Source organism: Pseudomonas sp. PS02302 (assembly GCF_029959585.1).
In the GTDB taxonomy this organism is placed as follows: Bacteria; Pseudomonadota; Gammaproteobacteria; order Pseudomonadales; family Pseudomonadaceae; genus Chryseomonas; species Chryseomonas aestiva.
This window is the reverse complement of record NZ_JASCON010000007.1, coordinates 16,495-29,866: the sequence shown is the minus strand read 5'-3', so window position 1 is coordinate 29,866 and position 13,372 is coordinate 16,495. Positions and strand designations below refer to the sequence as shown.

Here is a 13,372-nt window from a genome sequence, read left to right as displayed (position 1 = left end):
CTAGGGGCACGCCACGCCAACGGTTGCGCAGCGCGACGGATGCGACGGTTGAGGGGATGGCTGGCGAATCAGGCGCCGCACACCACCGTTCAGGACGAGGAAGGCGCGCCCGTGTCGGTCGGATGCCGGGGCGCCGAGTCCGCCTTGCGACCGGGCTGTAGCTCGGCCAGCAGGGCGTCACGCTCCTGGCGCAGCTGGGCAAGGCTGGTCTGGGTCCGGGTCAGCTCTTCCTGCAGGCGCTGCGCGTGGGCCTCCGAAGCGCGCAGCTCGCGATTCTGTGCGCGCAGGCCGGTCACCACCTTGTGCGCCCGGGTCAGCCGCATGACCATGTTGTCCACCTTGAGCTCCAGGGCTTCGCGGTGCGACAGCAATTCCTCGACGTAGGGGTCGTCGCTCTTCTTCCACTCGGGATAGTTGGCGTCGTACACCTCTTCCGGACCCTCGTCGAAGAGATCGACGTTGCGGTTCACCGCCGGGCCGCTGCTGGCGGGGAGCGGTGGCGGCGGGGTATCGGCAGGCAGGCTCTCGGGCACTTCGGGAACCGGCAACGGCTGCTCCTCGCTGGCACCCTCGGCCTTGGCTGACGCGTCGCTGGCGACATAGCGCTGCCACAGGAGAAACACCACCAGAGCGATCAGCAGGATGTTGCACAGGGTTATCAGGACGAATCCCCAATCCATCAGCTGTGCATGACTCATCTGCCGCTCCGCTCTCTTCCGGTGATTAGGGCCTGGGTGCCGCTCGAAACACCCCCTGCCCACCCTGTCGGCGGCGGCGCCTCGTTCTGCAGCTGATTTGAATACAGCTGCCGGCCTAAAGCATTTCTATCAGCCCAGCGGCGCCAGAGCCGAGACGAGTTGCCGGGCACGGGCATGCGCTGCCTTTTCGCAGGCGGAACCATAAGCTTCGGCTTCGGAGAAAAGCTGGACGAAAAAAAGCCTGACGCTGGGCGTCAGGCTTTGCGCTAGCGGGCAAGGTCGGGCTTCGTTGCGTTCAACCTAACCTGCGGATGGCCCTACGCCAGGCTCTTGCTCACCACCTCGTAGACGTCGCTGGACAGCTCGCCGCTGGCCAGGATCCGCTCCAGTTCGGCACGCATCAGGGCCTGGCGCGCGGGACCGTACTTCTTCCAGCGGGTCAGGGGCGTGAGCAGGCGCGAGGCGATCTGCGGATTGAGGCGGTTGAGGGTGATGATCTGGTCGGCCAGGAAGCGATAGCCGCTGCCGTCCTCGGCGTGGAAATTGACCAGGTTGGCGTTGGCGAAGGCACCGATCAGCGCCCGCACCTTGTTGGGGTTCTTCAGGGTGAAGACCGGGTTCTGCATGAGTGCCTGGACGCGCGCCAGACCGCCCGGCAAGGGACTGGAGGCCTGGACGCTGAGCCAGGTGTCCATCACCAGCGGATCGGCCTTGAATTCCTCGAAGAAGCGCGCCAGCACCTCGGCCTTTTCCTGCTCGAAGCCGGAATTGACCAGGGCGCTCAGCGCGGCCAGGCGCTCGGTCATGTTGTCGGCGTGCTCGAATTGCTCCAGGGCGGCATCGCGCGCCTCCGGCTCTTCCAGCAGCATCAGGTAGCCGAGGGCGGCGTTCTGCAGGCTGCGGCGAGCGATGTGGTCGGCGCTGGCCTGGTAGGGCGTGGCGCGCGAGGCTTCGCGGGCACTGCGATAACGCTGCCAGAGCACGTCGCGCAGGGACTCGGCAATGGCCCGGCGCGCCTGGCGACGAGCACCATGGATGGCACCCGGATCGGCCTGCTCGGACAGCTCCACCAGATAGGCTTCGGACGGCAGCGACAGCATCTCGGCGACCATGGCCGGATCGAGGGACTCATCCGCGGCCACGCTACGCAGGGCCTCCACCAGTCGGCTGTCCAGCGGCTCGCCAGCGATCATGCCCTGCAGCACCTGCACGGCCAGCTGCTGGCCGGCATCCCAGCGGTTGAAGCCGTCGCTGTCGTGTTGCATGAGGAAGGTCAGCTGCTCGCGACTGTAGGGGAAGCTGAGCTTGACCGGCGCGGAGAAGCCCCGCAGCAGCGAAGGCAGCGGTTGCTCGGGTACGTCGACGAAGCTGAAGGTCTGCTCGGCCTGGGTGACCGACAGCACCCGGTCGCTGCCCTGGGCCGCGCTCTCGCCGTCCAGGCGCAGCGGCAGGTCGCGGCCCTGGCCGTCCAGCAGCCCCAGCTGGACCGGGATGACGAAGGGTTCCTTGGTCGGCTGACCCGGGGTGGGCGGGCAGCTCTGGCGGAAGGTCAGGCGATAGGTCCTGGCCGCCGCGTCGTAGTGCTCGCTGACCGCCAGGCGAGGGGTGCCGGACTGGCTGTACCAGCGCTTGAACTGGCTGAAGTCGGCGCCGTTGGCGTCTTCCAGGGCCTTGATGAAGTCGTCGCAGGTCACGGCCTGGCCATCGTGGCGCTCGAAGTAGAGATCGGTGCCCTTGCGGAAGCCCTCCGGCCCCAGCAGGGTGTGCAGCATCCGCACCACCTCGGCGCCCTTCTCGTACACCGTCAGGGTGTAGAAGTTGGAGATCTCGATGAAGTGATCCGGGCGCACCGGGTGGGCCATAGGGCCGGCGTCCTCGGCGAACTGGTTGGTGCGCAGGAAGGCCACGTCCTCGATGCGCTTGACCGTGGGCGAATTCATGTCGGAGCTGAAGCCGGCGTCGCGGAACACGGTGAAGCCTTCCTTGAGCGACAGCTGGAACCAGTCGCGACAGGTCACGCGGTTGCCCGACCAGTTGTGGAAGTACTCGTGGGCGACGATGGCCTCGACGCGCTGGTGAGCGGCGTCGGTGGCGGTACGCGGACTGGCCAGCACGGCGCTGGAGTTGAAGATGTTGAGCCCCTTGTTCTCCATGGCGCCCATGTTGAAGTCGTTCACCGCGACGATCATGAAGATGTCCAGATCGTATTCGCGGCCGTAGACCTCCTCATCCCAGCGCATGGACTTCTTCAGGCTGTCCATGGCGTGCTGCAGCTTGCCGATGTTTTCCGGTTCGACGTAGATGCGCAGCGCCACGTCGCGACCGCTGCCGGTGCGATAGCTGTCTTCCACGGACCGGAGGTCACCGGCCACCAGGGCGAACAGATAGGCCGGCTTGGGGAAGGGATCTTCCCAGGTGGCCCAGTGACGTCCGCCCTCGGCATCGCCGCTGGCCACGGGATTGCCGTTGGAGAGCAGGATCGGGTACTTGCCCCTGTCGGCCTCCACCGTGGTGGTGAAGACGCTCATCACGTCCGGCCGGTCCAGGTAATAGGTGATCTTGCGGAAGCCCTCGGCCTCGCACTGGGTGCAGAACATGGTGCCGGAAACGTACAGCCCTTCGAGGGCGGTATTGCTTTCCGGATGGATGCGCACCGAGGTCTTGAGCACGAAGGCTTCGCCCTGCGGCTGCAGGGTCAGGCTGCCCGCCTCGACCTGGTAGTCGCCCGCCGCCAGGGTCTGGTCGTCCAGCGCCACCGCCAGCAGCTCCAGCTCCTCGCCATGCAGCACCAGCGGCGGCAAGCCCGCGCCACGCGTCGGGTTGCGCTGCAGGCGCAGCTCGGCATGCACCAGGGTCTGGTCGTCATGCAGCTCGAAGCGGAGGCGGGTTTCCTCGATGAGGTACTCGGGCGCCTGGTAGTCCTTCAGGTAGATGGTCTGGGGCTGGTCGGTGCGCATGGCTTACGTCCTTACATCTCTGCTGCGGAGGCGGACACGGCCAGCTGATAGGCCGTGTACTTGCGAATGTTGATCACGCCGGTGTCGAACATCAGGTATTGACCCTTGATGCCCAGCAGCGTGCCTTCCACCACGGGGGTCTTTTCCAGGTCGTGGCTGACCACCTTGGTGGGATAGACCGTGACCGGATAATGGATCTCGATGGGCGCCATGTCGACCACCGGCTGGATGGCCTGCAGGCCGAAGCGCCCCTGGAGATCGTCCAGTCCCTGGGCGCAGGCATCGAAGATCCGCTCGCGCACCGCGGCCAGGTCTTCCGGCGCGGCCACGCCCTTGAGCATGGCCCGCCAGTTGGTGCGGTCACCCACCTGGCTGCGCAGTACGTCTTCCACCAGCCCGGATTGCTGGCGGGTGGCGACCCTCAGGATCGGCAGCGCCTGGTAGGCGCCCTGGTCGATCCAGCGGGTCGGCAGCTGGGTGGCGCGGGTGATGCCGACCTTGAGGCCCGAGGAATTGGCCAGGTAGACGATGTGGGGCACCATGCAGTGGGCCTCGCCCCACTCCGGCTGGCGGCAGGTGCCGTGCTCGTAGTGGCACTTCTCGGGGCTGACGATGCAGCTGTCGCACTGGGCCAGGGCGGTGAAGCAGGGATAGCAGTAGCCCTGGCTGAAGCTCTTGCGGGTCTTGCGTCCGCAATGGGTGCAATGGATGGCGCCCAGGTACTCGAGCCGCAGGCGACGGCCGATCAGCGGATTGACCGGCACCTCGCGCTCATCGAGGCGGAAGGCATAGTTGACGGGGTCGGCCAGGGTCACGGCCATCTTGCGCAGGGCGCCACGGCCCAGTTCGGTCATCACGGTGGTGCTTCTCGGTTTCTAAGAGCCCGCTCAACGTCTCGTGAGCTAGCGACAAACAAGGCCTAGGCGGCCCCACGAAAACGCCTGAGGAAGCGGATCGGACCCGCGCTCGGGTTCACGAATGGTAAATGAGCATTCCGACGGGGCTGGCCCTCCAGGGCCTTTTCAACGCCGTTTGGCCGACGCGCAGCAGACGTTGGGCGGGCTCTGATAAAGACGCGAGGTGCCTCTTCTGGCGAAGGCCCCTCGTCGGGTAAGGCGCGGACGATCAGTGAATGGCGTCGGACTTGAACAGGATGTTCTCGATGGGCACCGACTTGGAGGCACACTCCTGGGGACCCATATAGCCGGTCCGCTGGTCTTCGGGCAGGTGCTTGGCCTCGTAGGCGATGACCGCCTGCAGACAGAGCTCGACCTGGTCGCGACTGAGCTTGCGGCCGTCCGGCCACTTGCCGATCTCCACGGCCAGCTTCAGGCCCTCGTAGATATCGGGGGTGATGTTTTCCAGCATCTGGGCGAAGGATGTCGACATGGGTCGCTCCGGACTCTAGTGAACCGCCAGTTTACCGGGCTGCCGGCGACGGCGCACCTGGCCTGGCTCAATCGTGGCCATAGGCCCTCGCGGGCGAGCGGGTCGCGGGTTCTAGCGCTTGCACGCGCGGCAGGCGCGGCGACGGCGGCGGATCGCCAGGGTGACGCGAGTCAACAATCCATCTCTATCGGCGGGCGGCCATCACTACGGGCTGGCGATGCGGCCCGGCACGCACCACACTGCTGAACCCTGGCATATGGCCGCCATCAGAGCAGGAAGCGCTTTCCGGAGACCCCATGCCTGCCTATCACCCCCTCATTCTCGCCGGCGTCGAACTCTGGCTGCTCGCGGAAAAGGCCATCTACTGGCCGGCACGCCGGGCGTTGCTGGTGGCGGACATCCATTTCGGCAAGGCGGCGGCCTTCCGGGCCCTGGGCCAACCGGTGCCCCATGGCACCACTGCGGGCAACATCGCCCGGCTGGACAGCCTGCTGGCGCTCTACGACTGCCAGGAGATCATCTTTCTCGGTGACTTCCTGCACGCCCCGGAATCCCGCGCGCCCCTGACCCTGGACACCCTGGAGCGCTGGCGGGAACACCAGGCCCATCTGCGCCTGCTGTTGATCCGCGGCAACCACGATCGTCGCGCGGGAGATCCGCCCACCGCCCTGGGCATCGACGTGGTGGGCGAACCGCTGGAACTGGATGGTCTGTCGTTGCAGCACGAACCCGATCCGCACCCGCGACTGCCGGTGCTGGCCGGCCATATCCACCCGGCCTTTCGCCTGCAGGGACGCGGGCGTCAGGCGCTGCGCCTGCCCTGCTTCTGCCTGGAAAACGACGAGGTGCTGATCCTGCCGGCCTTTGGCGATTTCACCGGCGGGCACCTGCTGGCACCCGACCCGGCGCGGCGGATCTTCGTGGTGGGGGATGGCGGTATCTGGCCCCTGCGCTAGAGCCAGATACCCAGGAGATCAGCCTTCTTCGGTGATCCCGGTGATGGTGATGCCGTGGCGCTCCAGCAAGGCTACCGTGGGTTCGTCGTAGTCCCGTGGCACCTCACTGTCGTCGTACTCTTCCAGGGCATCGTCACGGACGATCTGGGCGACCCGCTCCATGTCCGGCTTCTGTTCAGCATCGGTGGTCACCACCGAGGTATTGCCGTCAACATTACTGTAAGCAATTTTCCACTTCGACATCTCAAGACTCCTCACACGGAAACAAGGCTATCGAGAGGTTAGAGGGCCGGATGCCCAGTAATTCGCCCTAACGCGGACGAAAGACGATATCCAGCAGGCCGGCCAGGGCGCCCTCGGCGCAGTCGGCCTGGGCCAGAGCCTCGCGGGCCTGCCTGAGGTGACTTTGTAACTGGCGTTGAGCATGGTCGCGGCCGAGCAGGCTGACCAGCGTGGACTTGTCGCCATCCTTGCCGGCGTCCTTGCCCAGACCCTTGCCGTCGTCCAGATCGTCGAGCAACTGGAAGGCCAGGCCGAGCTGGCAGGCGAACACCTGGAAGGCTTCGCGCTGCGTGGCGGTGGTGACCAGGGCGACACCGGCCATGCCCATGGCCGCGGAAAACAGCGCACCGGTCTTGAGCTGGTTGGTCAGGGCGATGGCATCGGCCGGGCGCGTCTGGCGACCACCGTGCAGGTCATGGTACTGGCCGCAGACCAGACCGGCGGTGCCGACCGCATCGGCCAGTTGGCAGACCATCTGGGTACGGGTTTCCGCCGGTACGCCGGAGAGGCCCGCGACCAGGCGCAGGGCATGGCTGAGCAGCGCCACCGCGGCCAGCATGGCGACGTCTTCGCCGAATTCGACGTGCAGTGTCGGCCGACCGCGACGCAGACGGGCATCGTCCATGCAGGGCATGTCATCGAGGAACAGCGAGGCGGCATGGACCATTTCCACAGCGCAGCCCAGATCGAGGACGGCTTCATCGGGCTGACCCAGGTCCTCGGCGGCCAGCACCATCAGCAGCGGACGCAGTCGCTTGCCCGGGGCCATGACCCCACTGCGGATGGCGGCGGCGACCGGATCGGTCCCGGCCGGCAATAGCTCTGCCAGACGCTCGTCGATACGGGTACGCTGCCATTGCAGCGAAGCGGCAAAATTGTCTGTCGCGTTCGGCACTAATACGGTCGCCATGAGTCGAGATACTCCATATGTGGAACCGACGAACGGTCGCACCTCGGTGGATTAGGTCTTCGCAAAGCGAACCCGTCGTCCCCTACCAGACCACAACGACCGACGAAAGGTCATTCAGGGCGGACTCTAGAAGACATGGTGGATTGGGAACTGGCAAGCCGCAAGAACGACCATCTGGACATCGTGCTGGATCCCCACAAGGCCCGTAGCGCCGTAACCACGGGCTTCGACGCCTATCGCTTCACGCACTGCGCGCTGCCCGAGCTCAATCTCGACGAGATCGACCTGGGCACCCGCCTGTTCGGCCGTCCCCTGGCCGCGCCGCTGCTGATCAGCTCCATGACCGGCGGGCCAGAGCGGGCCGCGCTGATCAATCGCCACCTCGCTGAGGCGGCCCAGGCCCTGGGCATCGCCCTGGCGGTCGGCTCCCAGCGCATCGCCCTGCAGCAGGGTGGCGATCAGGGCCTGACCGGCGAATTGCGCCGCCTGGCGCCGGACGTGCCGCTGCTGGCCAACTTCGGCGCCGCGCAGCTGGTGGCCGGCTACGGCCTCGACGAGGCGCGGCGCGCGGTGGAGATGATCGAGGCAGACGCCCTGATCGTGCATCTCAATCCCCTGCAGGAAGCCGTGCAGGCCGGTGGCGATCGCCGCTGGCGCGGCATTCTGGCAGCCCTGGAAAATCTGGTTACACAACTGTCCGTGCCAGTGGTCGTCAAGGAAGTCGGCGCCGGTCTGTCCGGCCGGGTCGCCACGCAACTGCTGGAGGCTGGCGTGGCGGTACTGGATGTCGCCGGAACCGGTGGCACCAGCTGGGCGGCGGTGGAAGCCGAACGCGCCCGTGACGAGCAGCAGCGTGCCATCGCCCGCGCCTTCACCGACTGGGGCATCCCCACCGCCGAGAGCCTGCGCCAGGTGCGCGCCGCCTGCCCCCAGGCGACAGTGATCGCCTCGGGCGGCATCCGCGACGGTATCGACGTGGCCAAGGCCATCCGCCTTGGTGCGGACCTGGCCGGCCAGGCCGCTGCGGCCCTGCCCGGCGCCACCGAATCCACCGAGGCGGTGATCGCGCATTTCCGGGTGGTGATCGAACAGCTGCGCATCGCCTGCTTCTGTACCGGCTCGGCGGATCTGGCCGGGTTGCGCCAGGCCGAGCTGCTGGACGCCGCGCCGCGGCGGTGCCCATAGTGGCCGACACCCGACCGGACGCCGCCATGCATGTCGCCCTGATCTCGCCGCCGCTGCCGAGCCACCTGTCCACCCATCTGGTGCTGGGCGAGGCGCTGGTCGCGCTCGGCCACCGGGTCACCCTGCTGCACCAGGTGGAAGTGGGCGATCGGGCGCTGCCGGCAGGTATCCAGTTCCAGGCCGTGGGCGCGACCAGCCATCCACGTGGCAGCCTGGCGCCCCTGCTGGCGCGTACCGCCAGCAGCAAGCCCTGGTCGGTATTCGGCGTGATCGCCGACATGGCGCGCAATACCGAACTGTTCTGCCGCGAAGGCCCGGCCGCCTTGCGTGACCTCAGGGTCGACTGCCTGATCGCCGACCAGATGGAACCGGCCGGTGGACTGCTCGGCGACCATTTGGGCCTGCCCTATGCATCGCTGGCCTGCGCCGTGCCGATGAATCGCGAGCCCCACCTGCCGCTGCCCACCCTACCCTTCGCCTATCCCGCCACCGAGCGGGAGCGGCAGATCGTCCAGGGCGCCACTCAGGTGTTCGACCTGATGATGCGCGGCCAGGGCAAGGTCATCCAGCGCCAGGCCCAGGCCTTCGGCCTCGGCGAGCGACGGACCCTCGACGACTGTTTCTCGCCGTATCTGCAGCTGAGCCAGTGCCTACCGGGCTTCGACTTTCCACGTCGTGCACCGCCGCCGCACTTTCACGAGGTCGGGCCACTACGTTCGCCGGCGGTGCGTGAGCAACGACTGGAACTGGAGATCGATCCGCGCCGGCCCTTCGTCTTCGCCTCCTTCGGTACCCTGCAGGGTGGCCGGCTACCGCTGTTCCGTCACATCGCCCAAGCCTGTCGCCAACTCGGCGTCCAGGTGCTGATCGCCCACTGCGGACGTCTGGATGCCGATGCCGAACGCCGTTTGCTCGACGACGGCGCCACCTGGGTGACCGACTTCGCGCCCCAGGAGGCGGCCATTGCCCGCGCCGACGCGGTCATCACCCACGGCGGCTTCAATACCGTGCTGGACGCCCTGGCGGCTGGCAAACCCATGCTCGCCCTGCCCATGGTGTTCGACCAGCCTGGCATCGCCCGCCGCCTGGAATGGGTCGGCGCCGGCATCTGCCTGGCACCGCGCCTGGCCAGCAAGGCCCGCCTGACCCAGGCCCTGGGCGCCGTGCTGGCCGATCCGGCCTATCGCCGGGCGGCCGAACGCTTCGTGCCCATTACCCAGGCGGCCGGCGGTGTCGCGGCTGCCGCCCGCCTGGTGGATGGCCTGGCCCGACGAGGACTCGAACGTGCGTCCTGACCTGCTGATCGTCGGCGGCGGCCTGGCCGGCGGCCTGCTCGCCCTGCGCCTGGCGGAAACCCGTCCGGAGCTGGACTGGCGCCTGGTGGAAGCCGGTCCGCGGCTGGGCGGCAACCACACCTGGTCCTTTCACGAGCCGGACCTCACCGCGCCGCAGCATGCCTGGATCGAGCCCCTGGTCGCCCATCGCTGGCCGGGCTACGAGGTGCGTTTCCCCACGCGCCAGCGGCACCTCGGCAGCGGCTATGCCAGCATCAGCGCCGAGCGCTTCCATGAGGTATTGAGCGCGCGGCTGCCAGCCGAGCGCCTGCTGCTGGGCCGCGAGGTGCTGCGCCTGCAGGACGATGGCGTGGTGTTCGCCGATGGCTACACCCTGGCCGCCGGCGCGGTGATCGACGCCCGCGGCCCGCGACCCGATCCGGCGCTCTGGCTGGGCTACCAGAAATTCCTCGGCCAGGAAGTGCGTCTGATTCACCCCCATGGCCTGGCCGAACCCATCGTGATGGACGCCACCGTCGATCAGCTGGACGGCTATCGCTTCGTCTACAGCCTGCCGCTGGCGCCCGACCGGCTGCTGATCGAAGACACCTACTATGCGGACGGCGAAAGCCTCCCCGCGGAACGCCTGCGCCAGCACCTGGCCGACTATGCCCGGCAGCAGGGCTGGGAAATCGCCGAGGTACTACGCGAAGAACAGGGCGTGCTGCCCATCACCCTGGGCGGCGATCTCGACCGCTACTGGGACAACGTCACCGCCGGCGCGCCCATTGGCCTGGCCGCGGGGCTGTTCCATCCCACCACCGGTTACTCGCTGCCAGAGGCGGTGCGCCTGGCGGAGCACCTGGCCGCGCAACCCTTGACCTCCAGCGCCAGGCTGCGCGACTCCCTGCGGCAGTACGCCCAGGGGCGCTGGCAGCAACAGGGCTTCTTTCGCCTGCTCAATCGCATGCTCTTTCTCGCCGGCCGCCCCGAGCACCGGGTGCGCGTCATGCAAAGGTTCTACGGCCTCGGCGAACCGCTGATCCAGCGTTTCTACGCCGGCCGCCTCACCGCCTTCGATCGGCTGCGCATCCTCTCCGGCAAACCGCCGGTACCGCTGAAACCAGCCCTGGATGCCGCACTGGCTCGTCCCCCTCAGTCCAAGGAAGCACCATGACCCAAGGTAACGCGCCCAAGCGGGCCATCGTCATCGGCGCCGGCTTCGGCGGTATCGCCCTGGCGATCCGTCTGCAGTCGGCCGGCATCGCCACCACCCTCATCGAGGGCCGCGACAAGCCCGGCGGCCGTGCCTACGTCTATGAGGAGGCGGGCTTCACCTTCGATGCCGGCCCCACCGTCCTCACCGACCCCTCCGCGCTGGAAGAGCTGTTCGCCCTGAGCGGCCGGCAGATGAGCGACTATGTGGAGCTCTTGCCGGTCAGCCCCTTCTACCAGCTGTGCTGGGAAGACGGCACCCGCTTCGACTACGTCAACGACCAGGCCCGGCTGGACGAGCAGATCCGTGCCCTGGAGCCGGACGACGTGGCCGGCTACCAGCGCTTCCTGGCCTATTCCCAGGCGGTGTTCGAAGAAGGCTACATCCGCCTCGGCGCCAAGCCCTTCCTCAAGGTCGGCGACATGCTCGCCGCGGGTCCCAAACTGGCCAAGCTCACGGCCTGGCGCAGCGTCTACACCCAGGTGTCGCGCTTCGTGAAGAGCGAGAAGCTGCGCCAGACGCTGTCCTTCCACACCCTGCTGGTGGGCGGCAATCCCTTCGCCACCTCCTCGATCTATGCGCTGATCCATGCGCTGGAACGCAAGTGGGGCGTCTGGTTCGCCAAGGGTGGCACCCATCAGCTGGTCCTGGGCCTGCTGAAGCTCTTTACCGACCTCGGCGGCGAAGTGCGCCTGAACACGCCGGTGGAGCGCATCCTCACCGAAGGTAACAGGGCCACCGGCGTCTGCCTGGCCGATGGCAGCCAGATCGAAGCCGACCTGGTGGCCTCCAACGCCGACGTGGTGCATACCTATCGCAAGCTGCTCGGTCACCACACTCATGGCGTGGTCGAGAGCAACCGCCTCAAGCGCAAGCGACACAGCATGTCGCTGTTCGTCATCCACTTCGGCCTGAGCCAGCCGCCGGTGGGCCTCGAACACCACATGGTCTGCTTCGGCCAGCGCTATCGCGGCCTGATCGACGAACTGTTCAAGGGCCCGGGCGTGCCGGACGACTTCTCGCTCTACCTGCACTCACCCTGCGTCACCGATCCGTCGCTGGCACCGCCCGGGCACAGTTCCCACTACGTGCTGGCGCCGGTGCCGCACCTGGGCAATGCCGACGTCGACTGGAGCGTGGAGGGTCCGCGCCTGCGCGACAAGATCCTCGCCTACCTGGAAGAGCGCTACATGCCCGGCCTGCGCGAGCACCTGGTCACCTCGCGCATCTTCACCCCGGCCGATTTCCGCCAGGAGCTCAATGCCCACCTTGGCTCGGCCTTCTCCCTGGAGCCCATCCTCACCCAGAGCGCCTGGTTCCGGCCGCACAATCGCGATAGTGTCATCCCCAACCTCTACCTGGTCGGCGCGGGCACCCATCCCGGGGCCGGCGTTCCGGGCGTGGTCGGCTCGGCCAAGGCCACCGCCAGCGTCATCCTCGAGGAGCACGGTTAGCCATGCCAGCCACCCATGACGTCGTCGACCACGCCGAGCAGAGCATCGCCGTCGGTTCCAAGAGCTTTGCCGCAGCCGCCAAGCTGTTCGCTCCCGAGACCCGCGAGAGCGCCGTGCTGCTCTATGCCTGGTGCCGCCATTGCGACGACGTCATCGATGGCCAGGAACTGGGCCATGGCCAGGTCGACGGCGATCGTCGCGCCGGGCGCGAACGTCTGGCCGAACTGGAACGCCTGACCCGCGCCGCCTACGGCGATGAGCCGCTGCAGGATCCGGCTTTCGCCGCCTTCCAGCGGGTGGTCAGGCGCCACGGCATTCCCCTGGCGCTGCCGCTGGATCACCTCGCCGGCTTTCGCATGGATGTCGATGAACGCATCTATGTGGAACTGGAAGACACCCTGGAGTACTGCTACCACGTCGCCGGGGTGGTCGGGGTGATGATGGCGCGCATCATGGGCGCCGAAGACGAGGAAACCCTGGATCGCGCCTGCGACCTGGGCATGGCCTTCCAGCTCACCAACATCGCTCGCGACATCGTCGAGGACGCCCGTATCGGGCGCATCTACCTGCCACGGCTGTGGCTCGACGAACTCGGCGTGCCGGCGGGCGAACTGGCGGAGCCGCGCCATCGCGAAGCGGTCGCCCAGCTGGCCGAGCGGCTGGTACGCCTGGCCGAGCCCTACTATGACTCGGCACGCCAGGGCATCGCCGCCCTGCCCCTGCGCTCGGCCTGGGCCATCGCCACCGCCCGCGGCGTCTACCGCGAGATCGGGGTCCAGGTCCTGCAACTGGGCAGCCATGCCTGGGACCAGCGCGTCAGCACCAGCACCGCCGACAAGCTGCGCCTGGTCTGTCGCGGCGCCGCGCGCGCTATGCTCTCCCGTCACCAGCGCGACGAGCCTCGCCCGACCGAGCTCTGGACCCGGCCGCGGCGCTGACGCCAGTGATCGCGCCTCGGTCACATTTGCGTGCATCTCGGGGATGCCCAACAGCAAACTTTTATGCGATAAACGGGTCGGATTAAAGCGACCCCTCGCGGGCCGCGGATGGA

Annotated in this window: 12 protein-coding genes; 6 read left to right on the top strand and 6 right to left on the bottom strand. The window is 67.4% G+C overall.

Annotation, left to right across the window (positions count from 1 at the left end; genetic code table 11):
• Window positions 1-89: 89 nt before the first annotated feature.
• From QMX82_RS04075 to QMX82_RS04060, 4 genes are all read right to left on the bottom strand, one after another.
• Window positions 90-698: a hypothetical protein gene (locus tag QMX82_RS04075; RefSeq protein ID WP_282281323.1), complete on the bottom strand. Its 609-nt coding sequence runs from the start codon at window positions 696-698 to the stop codon at window positions 90-92.
• A gap of 317 nt (window positions 699-1,015) precedes the next feature.
• On the bottom strand, window positions 1,016-3,655 hold the full coding sequence (gene pepN, locus QMX82_RS04070) for an aminopeptidase N (protein ID WP_282281322.1): 2,640 nt from the start codon (window positions 3,653-3,655) through the stop codon (window positions 1,016-1,018).
• 11 nt (window positions 3,656-3,666) lie between these two features.
• Window positions 3,667-4,509 carry a DUF2797 domain-containing protein gene (locus QMX82_RS04065; protein ID WP_208694943.1) on the bottom strand — a complete coding sequence of 281 codons (843 nt, stop codon included), beginning with the start codon at window positions 4,507-4,509 and terminating at the stop codon, window positions 3,667-3,669.
• Window positions 4,510-4,780: 271 nt separating this feature from the next.
• The gene (locus QMX82_RS04060; RefSeq protein WP_007162881.1) at window positions 4,781-5,044 is read right to left on the bottom strand and encodes a YeaC family protein; all 264 of its coding nucleotides are present in this window, start codon (window positions 5,042-5,044) and stop codon (window positions 4,781-4,783) included.
• Between the two features lie 296 nt (window positions 5,045-5,340).
• Between QMX82_RS04060 and pdeM the strand changes: the two genes are divergently transcribed.
• Entirely contained in the window at window positions 5,341-6,000 is a 660-nt protein-coding gene (gene pdeM, locus QMX82_RS04055; RefSeq protein ID WP_282281321.1) for a ligase-associated DNA damage response endonuclease PdeM, read from the top strand.
• Between the two features lie 18 nt (window positions 6,001-6,018).
• On the opposite strand, the gene QMX82_RS04050 is transcribed toward pdeM, so the two are convergent.
• Window positions 6,019-6,243, bottom strand: a complete 225-nt coding sequence (locus tag QMX82_RS04050) for a hypothetical protein (protein ID WP_208694734.1) — start codon at window positions 6,241-6,243, stop codon at window positions 6,019-6,021.
• Between the two features lie 67 nt (window positions 6,244-6,310).
• The gene (locus QMX82_RS04045; protein ID WP_282281320.1) at window positions 6,311-7,192 is read right to left on the bottom strand and encodes a polyprenyl synthetase family protein; all 882 of its coding nucleotides are present in this window, start codon (window positions 7,190-7,192) and stop codon (window positions 6,311-6,313) included.
• A 135-nt stretch (window positions 7,193-7,327) separates the two neighbouring features.
• Between QMX82_RS04045 and fni the strand changes: the two genes are divergently transcribed.
• From fni to QMX82_RS04020, 5 genes are read left to right on the top strand one after another with little or no spacing between them, the layout of a single operon-like run.
• Window positions 7,328-8,377: a type 2 isopentenyl-diphosphate Delta-isomerase gene (gene fni, locus QMX82_RS04040; RefSeq protein WP_208694732.1), complete on the top strand. Its 1,050-nt coding sequence runs from the start codon at window positions 7,328-7,330 to the stop codon at window positions 8,375-8,377.
• Window positions 8,377-9,672: a nucleotide disphospho-sugar-binding domain-containing protein gene (locus QMX82_RS04035; protein ID WP_282281319.1), complete on the top strand. Its 1,296-nt coding sequence runs from the start codon at window positions 8,377-8,379 to the stop codon at window positions 9,670-9,672. Before fni ends, QMX82_RS04035 begins: the two co-directional genes overlap by 1 nt.
• The gene (crtY, locus tag QMX82_RS04030; RefSeq protein WP_282281366.1) at window positions 9,635-10,828 is read left to right on the top strand and encodes a lycopene beta-cyclase CrtY; all 1,194 of its coding nucleotides are present in this window, start codon (window positions 9,635-9,637) and stop codon (window positions 10,826-10,828) included. Before QMX82_RS04035 ends, crtY begins: the two co-directional genes overlap by 38 nt.
• The gene (locus tag QMX82_RS04025) at window positions 10,825-12,321 is read left to right on the top strand and encodes a phytoene desaturase (protein WP_133859456.1); all 1,497 of its coding nucleotides are present in this window, start codon (window positions 10,825-10,827) and stop codon (window positions 12,319-12,321) included. Before crtY ends, QMX82_RS04025 begins: the two co-directional genes overlap by 4 nt.
• 2 nt (window positions 12,322-12,323) lie before the next feature.
• Complete coding sequence (locus tag QMX82_RS04020; protein WP_282281318.1) at window positions 12,324-13,259, top strand: phytoene/squalene synthase family protein; 936 nt, start codon at window positions 12,324-12,326, stop codon at window positions 13,257-13,259.
• Window positions 13,260-13,372: the final 113 nt, after the last annotated feature.